Source organism: Streptomyces sp. NPDC044719 (assembly GCF_056433405.1).
The window spans coordinates 76,441-94,867 of sequence record NZ_JBWKHE010000014.1 but is presented as its reverse complement, the minus strand read 5'-3'; the positions used below and the strand labels follow the sequence as shown (position 1 = coordinate 94,867).

At 71.2% G+C, this 18,427-nt stretch carries 18 protein-coding genes; 11 read left to right on the top strand and 7 right to left on the bottom strand.

What is annotated here, in order from left to right:
• Positions 1 to 198: 198 nt before the first annotated feature.
• The 4 genes from AC07DF_RS39395 to AC07DF_RS39380 all read left to right on the top strand — a co-directional run bounded on the left by AC07DF_RS39395 (position 199) and on the right by AC07DF_RS39380 (position 2,489).
• Positions 199 to 1,122, top strand: coding sequence for a DMT family transporter (locus AC07DF_RS39395; RefSeq protein WP_478982061.1), 924 nt, complete (start codon positions 199 to 201; stop codon positions 1,120 to 1,122).
• 81 nt (positions 1,123 to 1,203) lie between these two features.
• Entirely contained in the window at positions 1,204 to 1,719 is a 516-nt protein-coding gene (locus AC07DF_RS39390; protein ID WP_478982059.1) for an NUDIX hydrolase, read from the top strand.
• A 45-nt stretch (positions 1,720 to 1,764) separates the two neighbouring features.
• The gene (locus AC07DF_RS39385) at positions 1,765 to 2,157 is read left to right on the top strand and encodes a YidH family protein (RefSeq protein WP_215122459.1); all 393 of its coding nucleotides are present in this window, start codon (positions 1,765 to 1,767) and stop codon (positions 2,155 to 2,157) included.
• A complete protein-coding gene (locus tag AC07DF_RS39380) occupies positions 2,154 to 2,489 on the top strand; it encodes a DUF202 domain-containing protein (protein ID WP_478982056.1) in 336 nt (111 codons plus the stop codon). Before AC07DF_RS39385 ends, AC07DF_RS39380 begins: the two co-directional genes overlap by 4 nt.
• Positions 2,490 to 2,518: 29 nt before the next feature.
• Here AC07DF_RS39380 and AC07DF_RS39375 read toward each other — a convergent pair whose 3' ends face one another.
• On the bottom strand, positions 2,519 to 3,463 hold the full coding sequence (locus AC07DF_RS39375; RefSeq protein ID WP_478982054.1) for an NADP-dependent oxidoreductase: 945 nt from the start codon (positions 3,461 to 3,463) through the stop codon (positions 2,519 to 2,521).
• Positions 3,464 to 3,670: 207 nt separating this feature from the next.
• Here AC07DF_RS39375 and AC07DF_RS39370 point away from each other — a divergent pair, with 207 nt between their 5' ends.
• Positions 3,671 to 4,705 (top strand): phosphotransferase family protein, encoded by a 1,035-nt coding sequence (locus AC07DF_RS39370; protein ID WP_478982052.1) that lies wholly within the window; start codon positions 3,671 to 3,673, stop codon positions 4,703 to 4,705.
• 5 nt (positions 4,706 to 4,710) lie between these two features.
• Positions 4,711 to 5,925, top strand: coding sequence for an acyl-CoA dehydrogenase (locus tag AC07DF_RS39365; RefSeq protein WP_478982050.1), 1,215 nt, complete (start codon positions 4,711 to 4,713; stop codon positions 5,923 to 5,925).
• Positions 5,926 to 6,157: 232 nt separating this feature from the next.
• On the opposite strand, the gene AC07DF_RS39360 is transcribed toward AC07DF_RS39365, so the two are convergent.
• Genes AC07DF_RS39360 through AC07DF_RS39350 form a run of 3 tightly spaced genes read right to left on the bottom strand, consistent with a single transcriptional unit; the run spans position 6,158 to position 9,215 of the window.
• Complete coding sequence (locus AC07DF_RS39360; RefSeq protein WP_478982048.1) at positions 6,158 to 6,751, bottom strand: TetR/AcrR family transcriptional regulator; 594 nt, start codon at positions 6,749 to 6,751, stop codon at positions 6,158 to 6,160.
• Between the two features lie 29 nt (positions 6,752 to 6,780).
• Positions 6,781 to 8,445 carry a class I adenylate-forming enzyme family protein gene (locus AC07DF_RS39355; RefSeq protein WP_478982046.1) on the bottom strand — a complete coding sequence of 555 codons (1,665 nt, stop codon included), beginning with the start codon at positions 8,443 to 8,445 and terminating at the stop codon, positions 6,781 to 6,783.
• A complete protein-coding gene (locus AC07DF_RS39350) occupies positions 8,442 to 9,215 on the bottom strand; it encodes an SDR family oxidoreductase (protein WP_478982044.1) in 774 nt (257 codons plus the stop codon). Before AC07DF_RS39350 ends, AC07DF_RS39355 begins: the two co-directional genes overlap by 4 nt.
• Positions 9,216 to 9,388: 173 nt before the next feature.
• On the opposite strand from AC07DF_RS39350, the gene AC07DF_RS39345 reads away from it, so the two are divergent.
• Complete coding sequence (locus AC07DF_RS39345; protein WP_478982042.1) at positions 9,389 to 10,624, top strand: exo-beta-N-acetylmuramidase NamZ family protein; 1,236 nt, start codon at positions 9,389 to 9,391, stop codon at positions 10,622 to 10,624.
• Positions 10,625 to 10,730: 106 nt separating this feature from the next.
• Complete coding sequence (locus tag AC07DF_RS39340; RefSeq protein WP_478982040.1) at positions 10,731 to 12,047, top strand: serine-threonine protein kinase; 1,317 nt, start codon at positions 10,731 to 10,733, stop codon at positions 12,045 to 12,047.
• 28 nt (positions 12,048 to 12,075) lie between these two features.
• Here AC07DF_RS39340 and AC07DF_RS39335 read toward each other — a convergent pair whose 3' ends face one another.
• Entirely contained in the window at positions 12,076 to 14,874 is a 2,799-nt protein-coding gene (locus tag AC07DF_RS39335; protein ID WP_478982038.1) for a penicillin acylase family protein, read from the bottom strand.
• A 261-nt stretch (positions 14,875 to 15,135) separates the two neighbouring features.
• Here AC07DF_RS39335 and AC07DF_RS39330 point away from each other — a divergent pair, with 261 nt between their 5' ends.
• Positions 15,136 to 15,741: a hypothetical protein gene (locus AC07DF_RS39330; RefSeq protein ID WP_382589857.1), complete on the top strand. Its 606-nt coding sequence runs from the start codon at positions 15,136 to 15,138 to the stop codon at positions 15,739 to 15,741.
• Between the two features lie 93 nt (positions 15,742 to 15,834).
• Positions 15,835 to 16,578, top strand: a complete 744-nt coding sequence (locus AC07DF_RS39325; RefSeq protein ID WP_478982035.1) for a 3-keto-5-aminohexanoate cleavage protein — start codon at positions 15,835 to 15,837, stop codon at positions 16,576 to 16,578.
• Between the two features lie 142 nt (positions 16,579 to 16,720).
• Here the strand turns inward: AC07DF_RS39325 and soxR are convergent, their stop codons facing one another.
• Positions 16,721 to 17,185 (bottom strand): redox-sensitive transcriptional activator SoxR, encoded by a 465-nt coding sequence (gene soxR / locus AC07DF_RS39320; protein WP_478982033.1) that lies wholly within the window; start codon positions 17,183 to 17,185, stop codon positions 16,721 to 16,723.
• A gap of 101 nt (positions 17,186 to 17,286) precedes the next feature.
• Here soxR and AC07DF_RS39315 point away from each other — a divergent pair, with 101 nt between their 5' ends.
• Positions 17,287 to 17,748, top strand: a complete 462-nt coding sequence (locus tag AC07DF_RS39315; RefSeq protein ID WP_478982031.1) for a MaoC family dehydratase — start codon at positions 17,287 to 17,289, stop codon at positions 17,746 to 17,748.
• Here AC07DF_RS39315 and AC07DF_RS39310 read toward each other — a convergent pair.
• Complete coding sequence (locus AC07DF_RS39310; protein WP_478982029.1) at positions 17,739 to 18,383, bottom strand: TetR/AcrR family transcriptional regulator; 645 nt, start codon at positions 18,381 to 18,383, stop codon at positions 17,739 to 17,741. The two genes, AC07DF_RS39315 and AC07DF_RS39310, sit on opposite strands and share 10 nt — an antisense overlap.
• Positions 18,384 to 18,427: the final 44 nt, after the last annotated feature.

Genomic DNA, 18,427 nt, shown 5'->3' with positions numbered 1-18,427 from the left:
TGGTGCTACTTGTGAGGCTCTTGTGATCAAGGGGGAAGTGGAGGACCCAGTGGTCGGCATCCGATTTATCCGTTTCGCCCTTTGTGACGTACGTCATAGCGTCTGCCGGGTTCGCCCCGGACCATGGCAGGACGTACGGGCGCGCCGGGCGGAGCCGGCCGGTACAGTCGGCCCCTACGCAACCGTGAACCCGACCTGATGATCGAGGTACACCGCGTGTCGGTTCTAGTACTCGTGCTCGCCCTGAGCGCCGCCTGCTGTCTGGGCTTCGGCTTCGTCCTGCAGCAGAACGCGGCACAGCGGGCCCCGCTGAGCGACTTCCTCTCCTTCCGCCTGCTGATCGACCTGGTGAAGGTGCCGCGCTGGCTCGGCGGCATCGCGCTGATGGTGGTCGGCATGGCACTGGGCGCCGCCGCCCTCGGGCAGGGCGAGCTGTCCCTGGTGGAGCCGCTGCTGGCGACGAACCTGCTGTTCGCGCTCGCGCTGTCCCGCCGGCAGACCAAGCAGTCACTGGGCCGCCAGGGCTGGGCGGGCCTCCTGCTGCTGGCGGGCGGAGTGACCGCGTTCATCGTGGCGGGCCGGCCAGAGGGCGGAGCCGCGACGGCGGATCCGGTGCGGCAGTGGCTGATCATCGGGGCCATGGTCGGTCTCGCCCTGTTGCTCACGACCCACGCCAAGCGTTCACGGCTGAGTTCCGGACCGGTGCTGCTGGCCCTGGCCGCCGGGCTGCTGTACGGCGTGCAGGACGCGCTGACCCGGGTGAGCGGGCAGAAGTTCTCCGAGGGCGGCTTCGCCGAGCTGCTGACCGGCTGGCAGCCGTACGCGGTCCTCGCGCTGGGCGTCACGGGGCTGGTCCTCGTGCAGAGCGCCTTCGAGACCGCCTCCCTGCGCAAGTCGCTGCCCGCCCTGACCGCGGCACAGCCGCTCGCCGGGATCATCTGCGGCGTCGGCTTCCTCGGCGACCGGCTGCGGACCGACGCGGTGGCCCTGAGCTGGGAGGCGGGCGGTCTGCTGGCCGTGGTCGCCGGGATCGTGCTGCTGGGGCTGCATCCGGCGATGCCGCACGGGCTGGCGGAGCGGGCCCGCGTCGGGAAGCTGCAGGCACAGCCGCAGCCCCAGTGATTCCGGCGCCGCGCACTGCTTGGATGCGCGCATGAGTGCTCTGCTTGGATGCGCGCATGAGCGCTCTGCTTGGATGAGGGCATGAGCGCTGCTGACGAGATCCTCGACGTCGTCGACGAGAACGACCAGGTCATCGGGCAGTCGCCCCGAGGCGAGGTCTACTCCGGGGGCCTGCGGCACCGCTGTGTGTTCATCCAGGCCCGGGACGCCGAGGGCCGTCTCTTCGTGCACCGGCGGACACCCACCAAGCTGGTCTTCCCCTCCCTCTACGACATGTTCGTCGGCGGCGTGGTCGGCGCGGGCGAGGCCTACGACACGGCGGCCCTGCGCGAGGCCGAGGAGGAACTGGGCGTGACCGGCCTTCCGGATCCCCGGTACCTCTTCAAGTTCCTCTACGACAACGGCGCCGGCCAGAGCTGGTGGTCGGCGGTGTACGAGGTCCGCTGCGAGCTTCCCGTGCGGCCGCAGGCCGAGGAGGTGGCCTGGCACGACTTCCTGCCCGAGGAAGAGGTGGAGCGACGGCTCGGGGACTGGGAGTGGGTGCCGGACGGGCTGGCGGCGTACGAGCGGCTCAAGGCGTTCCGGGCGAGGCCGTAGCCGGCGCCGGCGACCGGCGATCGCCTCCCGGGTAGGGTCGCGCACGTGATCGAGTTCGTACGGAACGTCCGGTTGTGGTTCGCGCCCGCCGAGGTCCGGCAGGACGGCGAGACGCCCGACTACCGGTTCTCGCTGGCGAACGAACGCACCTTTCTCGCCTGGCTGCGCACCGCGCTCGCGCTGATCGGCGGCGGCTTCGCCGTGGACCAGTTCCTGCCCGACCTGCGCTGGGGCTGGCGGGTGGGGCTGGCCCTCGCGCTGCTCGCCGCCGGGGTGCTGTGCTCGCTGCGGGCGGTCAACCACTGGGTGCGCTGCGAGCGGGCCATGCGCCGGGGCGAGGATCTGCCGGTGTCCCGGTTCCCGGCGCTGCTGAGCCTCGTCGTCGCGGTCGTGGCCGTCGCGATGGTGCTCGTGGTGCTCGTGGGGTGGGAGGGGTGAGCGCGACCGGCAGCGCGGCTCGGACCCCTGACCGCGATCCCGGGCTCCAGCCCGAGCGGACCCGGCTCGCGTGGCGTCGTACGACCCTCTCCGGCACGGTCTCGGCCGTGCTCGCCGTGAAGACCGCCCTGCACGGGAGCGCGTCGGTGGCCGGGGTCGTCGCGTGCGCCCTGTGCTGCGTCCTGTGGCTGGGCTTCCTCGGCGTCGCCCACCGCCGGATCCGCACCCTCTCCGCCTCCGGCAGCCCGGCGGCGTTCGCGCCCCGGCACGCCACGGCCGCGGTGCTGTGCACGGTCGCGATGGCGGTGTGCGGGGCCGCCCTCGTTCTCTAGAAATGCCCGGGGGGCGGCTACGGGCGGCGCTACTCCCCCTCCGTCTCCCAGTCCACCGTCACGACGATCTTGCCGCGGGTCCGGCCCTCCTGGTTCAGCCGGTGCGCGTCCGCCGCCCGCTCCAGCGGGAACGTCTCGGAGACGTGCACGCTCACCACGCCCTGTTCCGCCAGTTCGGACAGCCGCTGCAGGTCCTCGGCGTCGGGGCGTACGAAGTAGTAGCGGCCGCCGTAGTTCACGACGTCGACGTCCGCGATCGACACCAGGCGGCCCTCGGGGGCCAGCAGGTTCGCCGAGACCTTCAGCGCGTCACCGCCGACCGTGTCGAACACCGCGTTCACACCCTCGGGCGCCACCCCCCGCACCCGCTCGCCCAGGCCCTCGCCGTACGTCACCGGTTCGCCGCCGAGGCCCCGCACGAAGTCGTGGTTGGACTCACTGGCCGTACCGATCACCCGGGCGCCGAGGTGGGTGGCGAGCTGGACGGCGAGCGAGCCGACGCCGCCGGCCGCCGCGTGCACCAGGACGGTCTCGCCCCGCTTCACCTGGAGCACCTTGAGCAGCACCTGGTAGGCGGTGAGCCCGACCAGCGGCAGTCCGGCAGCCTCCTCGAAGGAGAGGTTGCGCGGCTTGCGGGCGAGGGTGCGCAGGGGTGCGGCCACGTACTCGGCGAAGGTGCCGCGGGAGAGGAAGTCCTCGCGTACGTACCCGATGACCTCGTCCCCGACGTCGAACTCCGAGACGGCCACACCGGGCCGTACGACGACGCCCGAGACGTCCCAGCCGGGCACCACGGGGAAGGCGGGTTCGAGGATGGCGTCGAGGTGGCCCTCGCGGGCCTTCCAGTCGACGGGGTTCACGGCCGCCGCCCGGACCTTCACCAGCACCGCGTCCGGGCCGACCTTGGGATCGCGGACCTCCCCGAACGCCAGCACCTCGGGTCCGCCGTACCGTGAGTAGCTGATGGCCTTCATGGCTCCGACCTTCCGGGCTCCCCGCACGGCACGCAAGCCGGATGGCCTGAACGAAGCGGCCGGGGGTCCTTGGGCCTCCCCGGCGTCTGGCGGGAGGAGCCGTCGGCCTATCGTGGCTCCGATCACGTTTCGGCCCCCCTCTGGACGACATACCGACCGGTCGGCATCATGAGTCGGGAACCGTCCATCTGCCCGTAGGAGCGACGCATGAGCCCCGACCACCCGCCCGGACTCGATCTCGACCGGCTGCGCGGCCTGCTCGACCGGGAACGCCCCGGCCTGGTGAACGGCCCGCTGTCCGGCCGGCTGATCGAGGGCGGACGGTCGAACCTCACGTACGCGGTCTCCGACGGCGTCGCACGCTGGGTCGTGCGGCGGCCTCCGCTCGGCCATGTACTGGCCACCGCGCACGACATGAAGCGCGAGCACCGGGTGATCAGCGGGCTGTATCCGACCGCCGTGCCGGTTCCGCGGCCGGTGCTGCTGTGCGAGGACGAGGAGGTGCTCGGCTCGCCCTTCTACGTCATGGAGTTCGTCGAGGGCACCCCCTATCGCACCGCCGACCAGCTCGCCCCGCTCGGTCCGGAGCGGACCCGGGGCGCGGTGCTGAACCTGGTGGACACGCTGGTGGAGCTGCACGCGGTGGACCCGGGCGAGGCGGGCCTCGCGGACTTCGGGCGGCCCGAGGGCTTCCTGGACCGGCAGCTGCGGCGCTGGGGCAAGCAGCTGGACGCCTCCCGCAACCGTGACCTGGACGGCATCGACGAACTGCACGCCGCCCTCGGCCGGGACCTGCCCCGCTCCCCCGCCCCCGCCGTCGTGCACGGCGACTACCGGCTCGACAACGTCCTCATCGGTGAGGACGACCAGATCAAGGCCATCCTCGACTGGGAGATGTCGACGCTGGGCGACCCGCTCACCGACCTCGGCCTGCTGGTCATGTACAGCATGCCCCTGGGTATGCCCGAGTCCCCCGTCTCCACGACCGCCGAGGCCCCCGGGCATCCGGCGCCGTCCGAGCTCATCGAGCGGTACGCCGCGCGCTCGGGGCGCGACGTCTCCGCGGTCTCCTGGTACACGGCGTTCGCCTGGTTCAAGCTCGCCGTGATCCTCGAGGGCATCCACTACCGCTACACGCTCGGCCAGACGGTCGGGCGCGGGTTCGACCGCATCGGCGACCTCGTGCCCGTCTTCGTCCGGCACGGGCTGACCACGCTTCACGAGGGCCTTCAGGAGGGCTGATCCGTATGGACTTCGCGTTCGACGCACGCACCGAGGAGCTGCGCGCCAAGCTGCTCACCTTCATGGACGAGTACGTCTACCCGGCCGAGGCGGTCGCGGACGAGCAGCGCGCCGGGCTCGCCTCGCCGTGGGAGACGGTGCCCGTGGTGGAGGAGCTGAAGGCCGAGGCGCGCAGGCAGGGCCTGTGGAACCTCTTCCTGCCGGACTCCGAGTACGGGGCCGGGCTCACCAACCTGCAGTACGCACCACTCGCCGAGATCATGGGCCGGTCCCCGCAGCTGGCTCCGACGGTGACGAACTGCGCGGCTCCCGACACCGGGAACATGGAGGTGCTGACCCAGTTCGGCGACGAGCAGCAGCGCAAGCAGTGGCTGGAGCCGCTGCTCGCGGGCGAGATCCGCTCGGCGTTCGCCATGACCGAGCCGGAGGTAGCCTCCTCGGACGCCACCAACATCACCACGCACATCGAGCGGGACGGCGACGAGTACGTCATCACCGGCCGCAAGTGGTACATCTCCGGGGCGATGCACCCGGACTGCAAGATCTTCATCGTGATGGGCAAGACGGACCCGGACGGGGAGGACATCCGCCGCCAGCAGTCGATGGTGCTGGTGCCGCGTGACACCCCGGGCGTCACCATCAAGCGGGCCATGCAGGTGTTCGGCTACGAGGACCACTACCACGGCGGCCACGCCGAGGTGATCTTCGACCAGGCGCGCGTGCCGGCGTCGAACCTGATCGGCGAGGAGGGCGGCGGCTTCGCCATCGCCCAGGCCCGGCTCGGTCCCGGCCGGATCCACCACTGCATGCGGCTGATCGGCATGGCGGAGCGGGCGATCGAGCTGATGTGCCGGCGGGCGGTGTCCCGTACGGCCTTCGGGAAGGCGCTGGCGCAGCAGGGTGTGGTGCACAACTGGATCGCGGACGCGCGGGTGACGGTCGAGCAGTTGCGGCTGCTGGTGCTGAAGACGGCGTGGCTGATGGACACGGTCGGGAACAAGGGCGCGCACACCGAGATCCAGTCGATCAAGATCGCTACGCCTCGGGCCGTGGTGGACATTCTCGACCGGGCGATCCAGTTGCACGGTGCGGGGGGTGTCAGTCAGGACTTCCCGCTGGCGGAGCTGTACGCGGGGGCGCGGACGCTGATGATCGCGGACGGGCCCGACGAGGTGCATCAGCGGTCGCTGGCCCGGCGGGAGTTGAAGAAGTACGTGTGAGGCGGTGCGGGCGGTGGGGGATTTTCGCCCCCACCGCCCCTACCCGTCCCACACCCAGGGGCTCCGCCCCTTCGACCCCGCCATGGGGCTACGCCCCCTGGACCCCGATCGGCCTGGACGGCCTCGTCCTCAAGCGCCGGACGGGCTGGTGGGGGCGAGCCCGGCCTCTTGGCTCACCTCGTCGGGTGGTGGGTGGGCATAGGCCGGGGGTCCAGGGTGCGGAGCCCCTGGGTCAGGGGCGCAGCGCCCGCATCAACAGGTCGGCCAGGTGGTCGGCTACCTGTTGAGGGCTCATGGGGCCGTCCGGCCGGTACCACGTCGACAGGTGGTGGACCGAGCCGAAGTGGTAGTCCACCACCAGGTCCGCCGGTGTCGTCTTCGAGAAGACGCCCGACTCCTGGCCCTCCTCCACCAGCGCGCGGAAGCGCTCGTGGTAGCGGCGGCGCTCGGAGCGGACCTGCTTGTTCTTCTCGGGGCTGAGATGGTGCATCGACCGCCAGAAGATCATCGCGTCGTCGAGGTTGTCGATGGTCGTCACCACGACGTCCGCGGCCGCGGACCGCAGCCGCTTCTCCACCGGCTCGTCCGCGTCCGCGACGGCGTCCAGCCGCTCCTGCTGGATGCGCAGCACACGCGCGTACACCTCGTGCAGCAGGTCGTCCTTGGAGCCGAAGTAGTGGTACAGCGCCCCCTTGGTGACGCCGGCCGCCTCGACGATCTCCTGCACCGAGGTGCGGTCGTAACCCCGCTCGGCGAAGAGCCGGGTGGCGGCGGCCAGGAGCCGCTGAGGCACGGGGATGCCGTCCGAGTCCATGGTCCTGGGCACTGCCGCCACCTGCCTTTCCGTACTGCTGGTCAATTGTCTTGCGTCCGGGAACGCAGTTCCCGACGGAGGATCTTCCCACTGGCCGTCTTCGGCAAGTCGGGCAGGATCTCCACCTGGCGCGGGTATTTGTAAGCGGCCAGTCTCTCCTTGCAGTACGCGGCGAGTGCATCCGGGTCCGTCTCGGCGTCCGGACGCAGGCTGATGTACGCCTTGACGGTCTCCCCGCGATAGCCGTCGGGCACCCCGACCACGGCGGCCTCGCGCACCGCCGGGTGCGTGTAGAGCACGTCCTCGACCTCGCGCGGCCACACCTTGAAGCCGGACGCGTTGATCATGTCCTTCTTGCGGTCGACGACGTACAGCCAGCCCTGCTCGTCCATGAAGCCGATGTCGCCGGTGCGCAGTTCGGCTCCGGGGAAGGTCTCGGCGGTGGCGTCGGCGCGCCGCCAGTAGCCGGGCACGACCTGCGGACCGCGTACGGCGATCTCGCCCTGCTCACCGAAGGGCACCTCGTCGCCGTTGTCGTCGACGATCCGTACGACCGTGTCCGGGCCGGGCAGGCCCACGGCGAGCGTCCCGGAGGCCGGGTCGACGGGCGCCTCCAGACCGGGCGGCACGGAGGCGCAGGGCGCGGTGCACTCGGTCAGCCCGTAGCCGTTGCGGATGTACGGGCCGAAGCCCGCCCGGAACTTCTCCACCAGCGCGGGCGGCAGCGGGGCGCCGCCGGAGGAGATCACCCGGAAGGAGGAGAAGTGCTCACGGGTGACGGAAGGGTGGGCCGCCAGCGCCATGAAGGCCGTGGACGGGCCGACCGTGTAGTGCGGCGCGTGCTCGGCGAACGCGTCCAGCACCGTGCCCGCCTCGAAGCGGTAGGCCAGCACGAGCGTGCCCCCGCTGTTCAGACAGGCACCGAACTGGCAGACCATGCCCGTGATGTGGAACAGGGGCGCCATCGCGAAGTACACGGGCCGCTCCGGCAGCCCCAGGCCGGTCCGCTGCCGCTCGGCGTTGTACATGATGTTGCCGTGCGTGTTGGTGGCGCCCTTGGGCGTGCCGCTGGTGCCCGAGGTGTAGCTGATCAGCGCGATGTCGGAGGGGCCGGGTTCCCGGTCCTCGGGCGCCTTGTGCCCGGCCCGCGCCACAGCCACGAGGTCATCGGCGTCCGGGGCCTGCGGCAGCCGCTCGAAGCTGAGCACGCGCGCGTCGTCACGCGTCTGGAAGTCCAGCTCGCACCCGGTGAGCACGATCCGCACGGGCGAGTCCGCCGCCGTCTCGCGCAGATACGACTCCCACGCCCGGTCCGAGCAGATCAGCGCGGCCACCTCGCCGTCCCGCAGGACGTGAGTCACCTCGCCCGCCTTGTACATCGGGTTGACGGGCACGACGATCGCGCCCGCCTTCCACGCGCCGAGCACGGCGAGCACGAAGTGCGGGGAGTTCTGGAGCAGCACCGCGACCCGGTCACCGCGCTCCAGGCCGCGTGCCGCGAGGTGCCCGGCGACGGAGTCGCTGAGCTCGTCGACGTCCCGGTAGGTCAGCCGGCCGTCGAAGTAGGCCAGGAAGTCACGGTCCGGCGTCTCGGCCATCACCCGCCGCAGGGCGTGTACGAGGGAGCCGGCGGGGCTTATGGGGCCCTTCTGGGCCTCGTCGAGCAGGTCCAGCCAGGGCTTGGCGGCGTAGCGGGACTCGGTCATCGGGTCTCCTCCCACTGCTGCTGGATGCGGTTCATGCCGGTCAGCCACCGGTCGGGGTCGGCGGCCCGGGCCTGGTGGTAGGCGGCGACCTCCGGGTGCGGCAGGATCAGGAACCGGTCCTCCTCGATGCCCTTTACCAGGGCGTCCGCGACGGCCTCCGGCTCGATCGCGGTCGGCTGCAGCACCAGGTCGCCCGCGCTGCCGGAGGCGGCGAGCATGTCGGTGCGGACGCCCTGCGGGCAGATGGCGTGGACCTTGACGCCCCGGTGCCGGTAGGTCAGCGACAGCCACTCGGCGAAGGCGAGGGCGCCGTGCTTGGTGACGGCGTAGGGGGCGGCGCCGATCATGGTGAGCAGCCCGGCGGCGGACACGGTGGAGACGAACCGGCCACTGCCGCGCTCCAGCCAGGCGGGCAGCAGTTCCTGCGCGGCCCGCACGTGGGCCATGACGTTCACGTCCCAGGAGAGGGCCCACGCCTTCTCGTCCAACGGCTGCCCGGGCTCGATGCCGTCGGCGGCGACACCGGCGTTGGCGCAGTACACATCGACGGTCCCGCCGAGCGCGTCCCGGGCGTCCCCGACCACCGCCGAGGCATCACCGGGCACGGCGATCCCCCCGACCTCGTCCGCGACGTGCTTGGCCCGCTCGGCGTCCAGGTCGTTGACGACGACCCGGGCCCCTTCGGCGGCGAACCTCCGGGCCAGCGCGGCCCCGATCCCGCCAGCGGCCCCCGTGACAACAACCCCGGCCCCTTGAAAGGCTCCCACCATCGGTCTCCTCAGTCGCGGCTCAGCAATGGCGCCAGACTAACCGGTCGGTATGTTTCAAGGAAGGGGGTGGAGCAGCACCCTAGGGGCGCGAGGCTGTACCGATTTGCGGCTCCGCCGCGTGGGCGCGACCAGCCACGGCGAAGCGGCACAAAACGGACCACGGAGGTCACCGCATGCGCCCTTCCAGACGAGCCGTACTCACCACCGCCACGGCGGCAGCCGTATCAGCCACCTCGACCGCGGCCGCCGCCCAGCGCCGCAGGCACCTGCGCACCGGCTTCGAACGCCTCGCCCACGACGGCTACACCCTGCTCGACGGCCAGAAGGCCGGCATCGTCACCAACCCCACCGGCATCACCCGCGACGCCCGCCACATCGTCGACGTCATGCACGCGGACGACCGCGTCGACCTCACCGCCGTCTTCGGTCCCGAGCACGGCTTCCGGGGCACGGCCCAGGCCGGCGGCTCCGAGGGCCGCTACGACGACCCGGCGACCGGCCTGCCGGTCTACGACACGTACCTCAAGAGCGGCCGGCCCCTCGCCGACATCTTCACCGCGTCCGGCGTGGACACGGTCGTCTTCGACATCCAGGACGTCGGCGCCCGCTTCTACACGTACATCTGGACCCTGTACGACTGCATGGAGGCCGCGCGGCTCGCCGGCAAACGGTTCGTGGTCCTGGACCGGCCCAACCCGGTGACCGGGCGGGCGGCGCTGGGACCCGTGCTGCACAAGGAGTTCGCCACGTTCGTCGGGCGGCAGCCCATCTCCCAGGCCCACGGGATGACCGTCGCGGAGCTGGCACGGCTGTTCAACGGCGAGTTCCTGACCGACCCCGTGCCGCTGGAGACCGTGCCGATGTCGGGCTGGAAGCGCTCGGAGTTCTACGACGCCTCCGGCCTGCCCTGGGTGCCGCCGAGCCCGAACATGCCCACGCCGGATACGGCCCTGGTCTACTCGGGGACGTGTCTGTTCGAGGGCACGAACCTGTCGGAGGGGCGGGGCACGACCCGGCCGTTCGAGCTGCTGGGCGCGGAGGGCGTCGACCGGCGCTGGGCGGAGGGGGCGAACGAACTCGGGCTGCCCGGCGTGCGGTTCAGGGAGGCGTACTTCGCGCCCACCTTCTCGAAGTTCCAGGGCAAGACGATCGGTGGTGTGCAGGTCCATGTGCACGACCGGGCCGCGTTCGACCCCGTGCGCACGGGGATCGCCCTCCTGGTGACCGCCAAGCGGGTCTGGAGCGGTTTCGCCTGGCGCCCCGACAACTGGATCGACAAGCTCACCGGCTCCACGCGCGTGCGCACGATGATCGACGCGGGCGCGGGCACCGACGAGGTCGTGGCGGGGTGGCAGCAGGACCTGGCGGCGTTCCGGCGGACGCGGCGGGAGTACCTCGTCTACCGCTGAGCGAGGCATACGGCACCCAATGCGCCCGTGACGTATGGCCAATTCGCCCCGTTGGCAGGACGATGCGCCCAGATCGTGGCGTCACCCGGGGGCTAGGGGGCCTGTCATGGCGGATCCGGCGATGAGTGTGGCTCCCTACTGGGAGCTGACCTTCGACGCGGACGGGGACCCGGCGGGCCGCCAGCGGGACCGGTTGCTCGCCGGGGTGACCGAACGGAAGGTGCGCGACCTGATCGTCTTCGCGCACGGCTGGAACAACGACCGCTCGGGCGCGACCCGGCTCTACGACCGTTTCCTCGCGCCCGTCCCACGGCTGGCCCCGTCGGCCCGGCTCGGGTACGTCGGGGTGCTGTGGCCGGCGATGCGGTTCTCCGACGAGCCGATCCCGGACCTGCCGCGGGCCGTGGCGGCCGGGGCTCCCGGGCGTCCCGCGCTCGACAAGGACACGCGGCACGCGCTGCTGGAGACCTTCCCGGGCCGGGCGATCCTGGTCGACCAGATCGCGCGGCTGCTGGAGCAGCAGCCGCGGGAGGAGTCCGAGCTGGAGGAGTTCGGGCGGCTGGTGCGGCTGCTGGTGGAGGTGGTGGCGCCCGGACCCCAGGAGCTGTTCGCGGCGGACACGGTGGCGGAGGGGGTGCCGCAGAGCGAGCCGGAGATGTTCGCCGGATCCTCGGCGGCGGCCTGCGAGGAGTTCGCGCAGGCGCTCGCGGAGCTCGAAGCGTCCGGCGCACGGCGGGACTTCAGGCTCCCGAACCCCTGGGACGGTGCGCACGAACTGCTGCGGCAGGCGGCGTACTACGCGATGAAGCGGCGCGCGGGAACCGTCGGTGAGCGCGGTCTGGGCCGGGTCGTCGGGCAGCTCGCGAAGGCGGCGCCGGACGTGCGTGTGCACCTCGTGGGGCACAGCTTCGGTGCCCGGCTGGTGTCGTTCGCGCTGCGCGGACTCCCCGAGGGCGTGCGCACGGTGAAGTCCGTGACGCTGCTCCAAGGGGCGTTCTCGCACTACGCGTTCGCGGCCCGGCTGCCGCACGACGCGCGCGCCGGAGGGGTGCTGCAGGGGCAGCAGAACCGTGTCGACGGCCCTGTGGTGTGCTGCCACTCCCGGCACGACTCGGCCCTCGGCACGTTCTATCCGCTGGCGTCGCGGATGGCGGGCGACAGCCGGTCGGCCTCCGGCCTCGATCTGAGCCGGGCCCTGGGCGAGAAATGGGGCGCGATGGGCTGCGGCGGGGTGCGGGCGGTGCCGGGCACGCGCGCGTACACCCTCGCCAAGGCCCTGACGGTGGAACTGCCCGCCTCGGGGTGCGTGAACGTCGACGCGTCGGCGGTGGTCAGACGCGGCGGCCCACCGGCCGGCGCCCACAGCGACATCCTGCACGAGGAGCTGGCGCGCCTGGTGCTGAGGGCGGGCCGGGTCCGCTGACCCGCCGTCAGCATCAGAGATCCTCCCGTCACCGGTGCGAGGTGAACTCCACGACCTGCTGGTAGGTCGGCCGGTTCTGCCAGCTGATCTTGCCGTGCTTGATGCCGCCCAGGGTGCGGTGGATGACCGAGTCGGCGCACCACTGGTCGCCCGCCGAGCACTGGTCGTCGCCGGGGTAGACCTGGGCAGCGGTCTTGCCTGCCGCCTCCTTCAACGTGCTGATGAGAGTGTCACGACAGGCACCGAGGCTGCCGTCGCCGCAGTACTTCCTGGCGAGCGGACCCTGCACCTGCTCGCCGAGCACGGCCCGGATGTCCTTGTCGACATAGCTCCACCAGCCGTACTGGAAGGAGCTTCCGGCATGTGAGCCGGTCGGGCCGTGGGCGGCCGACGGGGACTCGTCGACGGGCAGGTTCGCGGTCATGGCGGTGTAGAGCTCACGGCCGAGGCCCGGTTCGAACTCGGCCTTGACCAGCAGCGGCCACCAGGCGTCCAGGATGCGGATCGCGTCGGCGTCTGCGTACTTCTTGGAGCCGGCCGAGCTCTCCGTGCGCTTGCCGCCGGCCGCGACCCAGGCCTGGAGCTTGCTGACGGCAGCGGCCGCGGCGGAGTCGGTGACCGGTGAGCTGTTGACGACCTTCAGCAGCTTCGGCAGGACGTCCTCCGCCCGCAGATCGGCCGTTCCGGCGTCGGCCATGGCCTTCACCAGCGCGGCCCGGGTCACCCCGCCCTGCCGGACCAGCTTCTGCACCCGGTCGTCCAGGAGGTTGCCGCGGTGCACGGACCCGTTGCCCCAGGGAGCTGTCGTGTAGTCCTTGGCCTGCTTGTTGTTCCAGGAGATGTAGTAGTCCTGGTCGGTCGAGTTCGGGTGGGCGGAGGGCGGGGTGTAGTCGGCCGTGTTGGTCGCCGGGTCCCAGCCCCGCCACTCGTACGCCGGCCGCGCCCACGCCGGGAACTCGGCGTCGACGCCGTTCGCGCGCACCGGGTTGTCGCCGCTGTTGTAGTACGCGGTGTGCTCGGAGTCGGCGTAGAACCAGTTGAAGGTGTAGTTGATGTGCTGCACCGCCTTCTGGAAGGACTCCGGGCCCTTGACATAGCCGGGGTCGTTCAGCATCTGGAAGCCGATGATGGAGTCGGCCTCGTGCAGGAAGGACGAGCGCAGGGTGGTGTAGGCGACCTTCTTGCCGCCGACCGTCGCGCGGTACTCGACGGGGCCGTACTTCGTGCGCCACACGCGCATCGTGTAGGAGCCGGCCGCGGTGCCGTCGGCCGTGGTCGGCTTCCAGGCGTTCTTCTGCTCGACCTTCTCCATCGGCGTGCAGGTGCCGCGGTACAGGTAGTGGTAGTCGTCCTGGCACAACTCGACGGCGTAGGTGTCGATGATGTCCTGGCCGGAGGTCGTGGCGCTCCACGCGTAGTCCTGGCCGCGGCCGAGCTCGACGTACATGCTCAGGCCGGCGAAGGAGGCACCCCGGGCGCTGATCCCCGGGCCCTGGATCTCCTGGAGCAGCAGCAACTGGGGGGCGAAGTAGCCGGTCTGCGGGCCGAACACGGCGACGGGGTGGCCGCTGGCGGTGTGCTCGCCGCCGACCACGAGGGCGTTGGACATGCCGCGCTTGGCGGACGACAGGGCCGTCCTGGCCGCCTCGCCGGACGCTCCGGTGGCACTGGGGCTCGTGGCGCTGCCGGTGCGGTCGTGGACGAGCGGCTCGGGCTTTACGGAACCGGCGTCGGGCAGGGCCGTGCCCTGCGGGTCGTCGGGCTTGGTCGCGTACGGGAAGCTGCCGTCGCGGACGGTGAGGACGGCCTCCGGGTCGTTGCGCTCGCGGAAGGACTCCCAGACCTTGGTGCCCTCCGCCACGCCGTACTTCTCCTGGGCGGCGAGCAGCGAGAGCGCGTTGTTGACCTCACCGCCGCCGCCGGAACCGAACAGCGCGCCGATGACCGAGCCCAGCGCGACGAGGTCGGTGATCTTGAAGTGCTCGATCTTCCCGGCGTTGGTGACGGAGTCCTTGTGCCCGGTGAGGACGTACTCGCCCGGGAAGTAGCGGCCGCTGTCCGAGGCGCCGATGTAGGAGTTGATGCCGTCGAGATAGGCCGTGGCGTCGGCGAGGGCCTGCTTGCCGCGCTCGCCGTTGGTGGCGACGGCGTTGTCGATCTGCGCCTGGAGATCGGCCTCGGTGTACGGGGCGTGCCGCCAGAACTGCTGCTCCAGGCCCTGGTTGGAGGGCGCGCCGCCGGCGAAGGAGGTCAGCTGACCGCGCCCGACGTGCCGGAAGACGTCCATCAGCCACAGCCGGTCCTGGGCGGCCGCGTAGCCGGCTCCGAACTCGGTGCCGTACCGAGTGGTGCCGGTGATGTGCGGCACGCCCGTCTTCTTGTCACGGACGATCGTCACGTCGCCGCGCCCGGCGGGCTTGACCGTGGAGGCGACCTGGCCCGCCGGGACCCCGAAGGACGCGTCGTTGAAGAAGTTGTTGATCTTGTCGTTGGTGAGGCCGGTGTAGCCCTTGGCGAGATTCGCGTAGGGCCCGAGCTGGTCCTCGGCGTGCTCGGGCTGGGTGCCGAAGGCCTGGTTGAGGAGGATCTGGGCGAGGGTGGCGTTGCCGTTCTGGCCGGGCGGGAGAATGTCCGAACACTGGTTGCCGCAGTGGTCGTTCGCCGCGGCGGCGGCCCGCGCTGTCGGTGTTTCCGCGGCGGCGGCCGGGGCAAGCGGCGACAAAAGACCTGCGATCAGGGCGCATACCGAAGCGGTCTTCAGGAACCCGGGGAATCCCCGGGGAGTTCTCATTCTGCCGAGAACGGTGTGTGGGGTACGCCGTTGCATGGGGGCTCCTCCCGAGGGGGTGGCCGGATGTTACCGCCGGTATCCCCGGGTTTGAAGATGAACAAGCGTCACTTCTTGGAGTCAGCACAACAGGCACACGGACCACGGCAGTCGACTTGCGAGCCTCTTAGGACGGCTTATGGAGGGCATTTGAAATCGGATGGAGCCGATTCGCTTGTCGATACGTCTATTCGGCGACGTCCGTACGACGACGCCGAAGTGACCGGATTACAGGTGCAGGTGTGACGGAGGTGCAGGACGATGGCCGGTTTCCGGAGTCTGGCGAGACAGGTCCGTGATCCGCGGTGCGATCTGGCTTTGCGGCGCTATTCGCTGCGCAAGTGCCTTGAGAGGTTCGCCCCTTACGGGCACAGGGCGACCTGGGACCATTTGTGCGCCCGGGCGGGATTCGGTCCCGAGGACCGGTCCCCCGATCCAGTGCGGCTCGTGGCCGCACTGGACGAACTGGAGGAGGCGCGGGCGGTCTGGCTGGCCTACGAGGTCGAGTTCGCCGAGCGCCGCAAGAAGGAGAAGCACGACGGACTGCGCCGGCCGGGCAGCGTGGACGACTGGCACCGGCTGACCTGGGGCGGTTTCGGCGTGGCGTGGTGCGACGATCCGGCGGTCCATCCCCGTGAACCGCTGGCCGAGGTGCTGCGCCGGCTGATCGCCGCGCTGGAGCGCGAACCGGGCTCGGCGTGCCCGGTGTGCGGCGGGGAACAACTCGCCTGGAAGTACGACCTGGACCACGAACCATCGGCGGGTCCGGTCTGCACGGACTGCGGAATCCTGGTACCGCGTCCCGTGCTCACGCCCGAGTCCCTGGCGTACGCCAGGCGGGCACGGCCACTGTTGATGTCGGCTTGACGAACGCGGGTGCGCGGGGGGTGCGCCGGGGATGCCGCACCCCCACTGTCGCCGCCGGGGCCGGCTGTCAGTGGTGACTGGCACCATCGGGACATGGTGCAGGTGTGTCTGAACGGGACGCGGGGAGCCGCCGACGGTATGGCGGTGCCGCTGTCGCCCGAGGCGATGGCCGAGTCCGCGGCGGAGGCCGTCGCGGCCGGGGCGACGGACATCCATGTCCATCCCAAGACGCCGTGCGGGCGGGACACGCTGTCGCCGCGGGTGCTCGCGGTGACGCTGGAAGCGATCCGGGCGCGGGTGTCGGTGCCGGTCGGTGTGACGACGGGGGCGTGGGCGGAGCCGGACCCCACCGCCAGGCTGGACCGGGTCCGGGGCTGGACCGTGCTGCCCGATCACGCGTCGGTCAACTGGCATGAGCCGGGGGCGGAGGAGGTGGCCGCCGCGCTTCTCGATCTCGGGGTGGGGGTGGAGGCCGGTATCTGGTCGGGGACGGACGGGGCGGAGCGGTTCGCCGCGTCTCGGCTCGGGCCGAAGGTACTGCGAGTGCTGGCCGAGGTGATGGACACGGAGCCGTTGAGCGCGGTGGCTTCCGCGCGGGCGTTGTTGTCCGAGATCGGTTCTGCCCATGGCCGTCCTGTGCTGCTGCATGGGGAGGACGGGGGTGCTTGGCCTGTGCTGCGGCTCGCGGGGCGGTTGGGGGTGGCTACGCGGGTCGGGCTGGAGGATGTGCTGGTGCTGCCGGACGGGAGGCGGGCCGGGTCCAATGCGGAGTTGGTGGGGGCGGGGTTGGGTGAGTACGCCCTTGGTCAGGCGGCAGATGCTCGGCGTTGTCACTGAGGTCGGGGCGTTGCGCAGCCCGGCGGAGCTGGGTGCCTCCCCCACTCTCGGCTTCGCTCGAGCGGGGGGACCCCCACCGCCCACCCGTGCCGCCCCCAGCGGCACGCATGCCCGCAGGGCGGCGAGCTGCCCGCAGCTACAGCTACCCGCGGTTCTTGTCCACCATCAGGCGGGAGCCCGTGCGGCGTTCGCCGAAGGCGTCGTCCGGGTTGGAGAGGACACAGCCTTCGAGGGAGAGGCAGCCGCAGCCGATGCAGTCGGTGAGGTGGTCTCGAAGGCGGTTCAGCTGCTTGATGCGTTCGTCCAGTTCGGAGCGCCAGGCTTCCGAGAGGTGGGCCCAGTCCTCCTTCGTCGGCGTCCGCTCCTCGGGGAGTTCCGCCAGCGCCTCGCGGATCGTGGCCAGCGGGATGCCGACCCGCTGCGCGGCCCTGATGAAGGCGACCCGGCGGAGCGTGTCACGGGAGTAGCGGCGCTGGTTGCCGGAGGTCCGGCGACTGCCGATCAGGCCCTTGGACTCGTAGAAGTGCAGCGCGGAGACGGCCGCGCCACTGCGCGCCGCGAGCTGGCCGACCGTGAGCTCATGGATCTTCTCTGGAATCTGGGGCACCCATCGAACCCTACCCAGTCCGTTGACACGACCCCCCGGCGCCGACCATGCTAAGCAGTCGCTTAGAAAAACAGCATCCCTGACATGCGAGAGGCCGGGACATGGCACAGCCGAGGATCTTCACGTCCGTCGACGACCTGAAGTCGGCGGTGGGCGAGCATCTGGGGTACACCGACTGGCTCGACATCGACCAGAAGCGGATCGACCTCTTCGCGGACGCCACCGGTGACCATCAGTGGATCCACATCGACCCCGAGAAGGCCGCCGCGGGCCCCTTCGGCACGACCATCGCGCACGGCTATCTGACCCTGTCGCTGCTCCCCCTCTTCGGGCCGCAGCTGATCGCCGTCGAGGGCGTGAAGATGGGCGTCAACTACGGCACGAACAAGGTGCGTTTCCCCGCGCCCGTGCCGGTCGGTTCCCGGCTGCGCGCGACCGCCACGATCACCGGCGTCGAGGAGGTGACCGGCGGTGTCCAGGTCACCGTCGCCTTCACCCTGGAACGCGAGGGCGGCGACAAGCCCGTCTGCGTCGCCGAGTCCGTGGCGCGCTACTACTTCTGAGCCGGCGCCGGCTCCCCGGCTCCGACCATCCGCAGCACGAGGTCGGCGTACAGCGCGCCGACCTCGTCCGGCGTCCACGGCCCGTCGACGTTGAACCAGCGGGCCACGTCGATGCAGAGGGAGAGCACCGCGAGGGTGGTCCCCTTGACGTCGAGCACGTCGAACTCGCCCGACGCCACGCCGTCCTCGATGACCTGGTGCACCTCGTCGTCGCACTGCCGGCGCAGCGCGAGGATCTCGGCCCGGGCGTCAGGCCCGAGCGAGTCCAGCTCGTACTGGACGACCCGCGCCGTGGTGCGCCCGCCGGCGTGCCAGCGGACGAAGGAACTGACCGCGTCGGCCAGGCGCTCACGGGCGCTGCCCTCGCGCCGGGCCGCCGTCCGCAGGATCTCCAGGGCCTTCGCGTGCCCGATCCTGCTGATGCGGTGCAGCAGCTCTTCCTTGGTCTTGTAGTGGATGTAGAGCGCCGCCGGGCTCATCCCGGCGCGACCCGCGATGTCACGGGTCGTCGTGGCGTGGTACCCGCGCTCGGCGAAGGCCTCCACCGCGGCGATCAGCAGCCGCCGCGCCGCGTCGGGCGTGACCTCGCCCCACGCCTGCGCCTCGCCGCCGGCCGTCTCCTCCGCCGTACCCATCACGTGCCCCTCTCCACTGGCAGGGGCACCACCATACCGTTGAA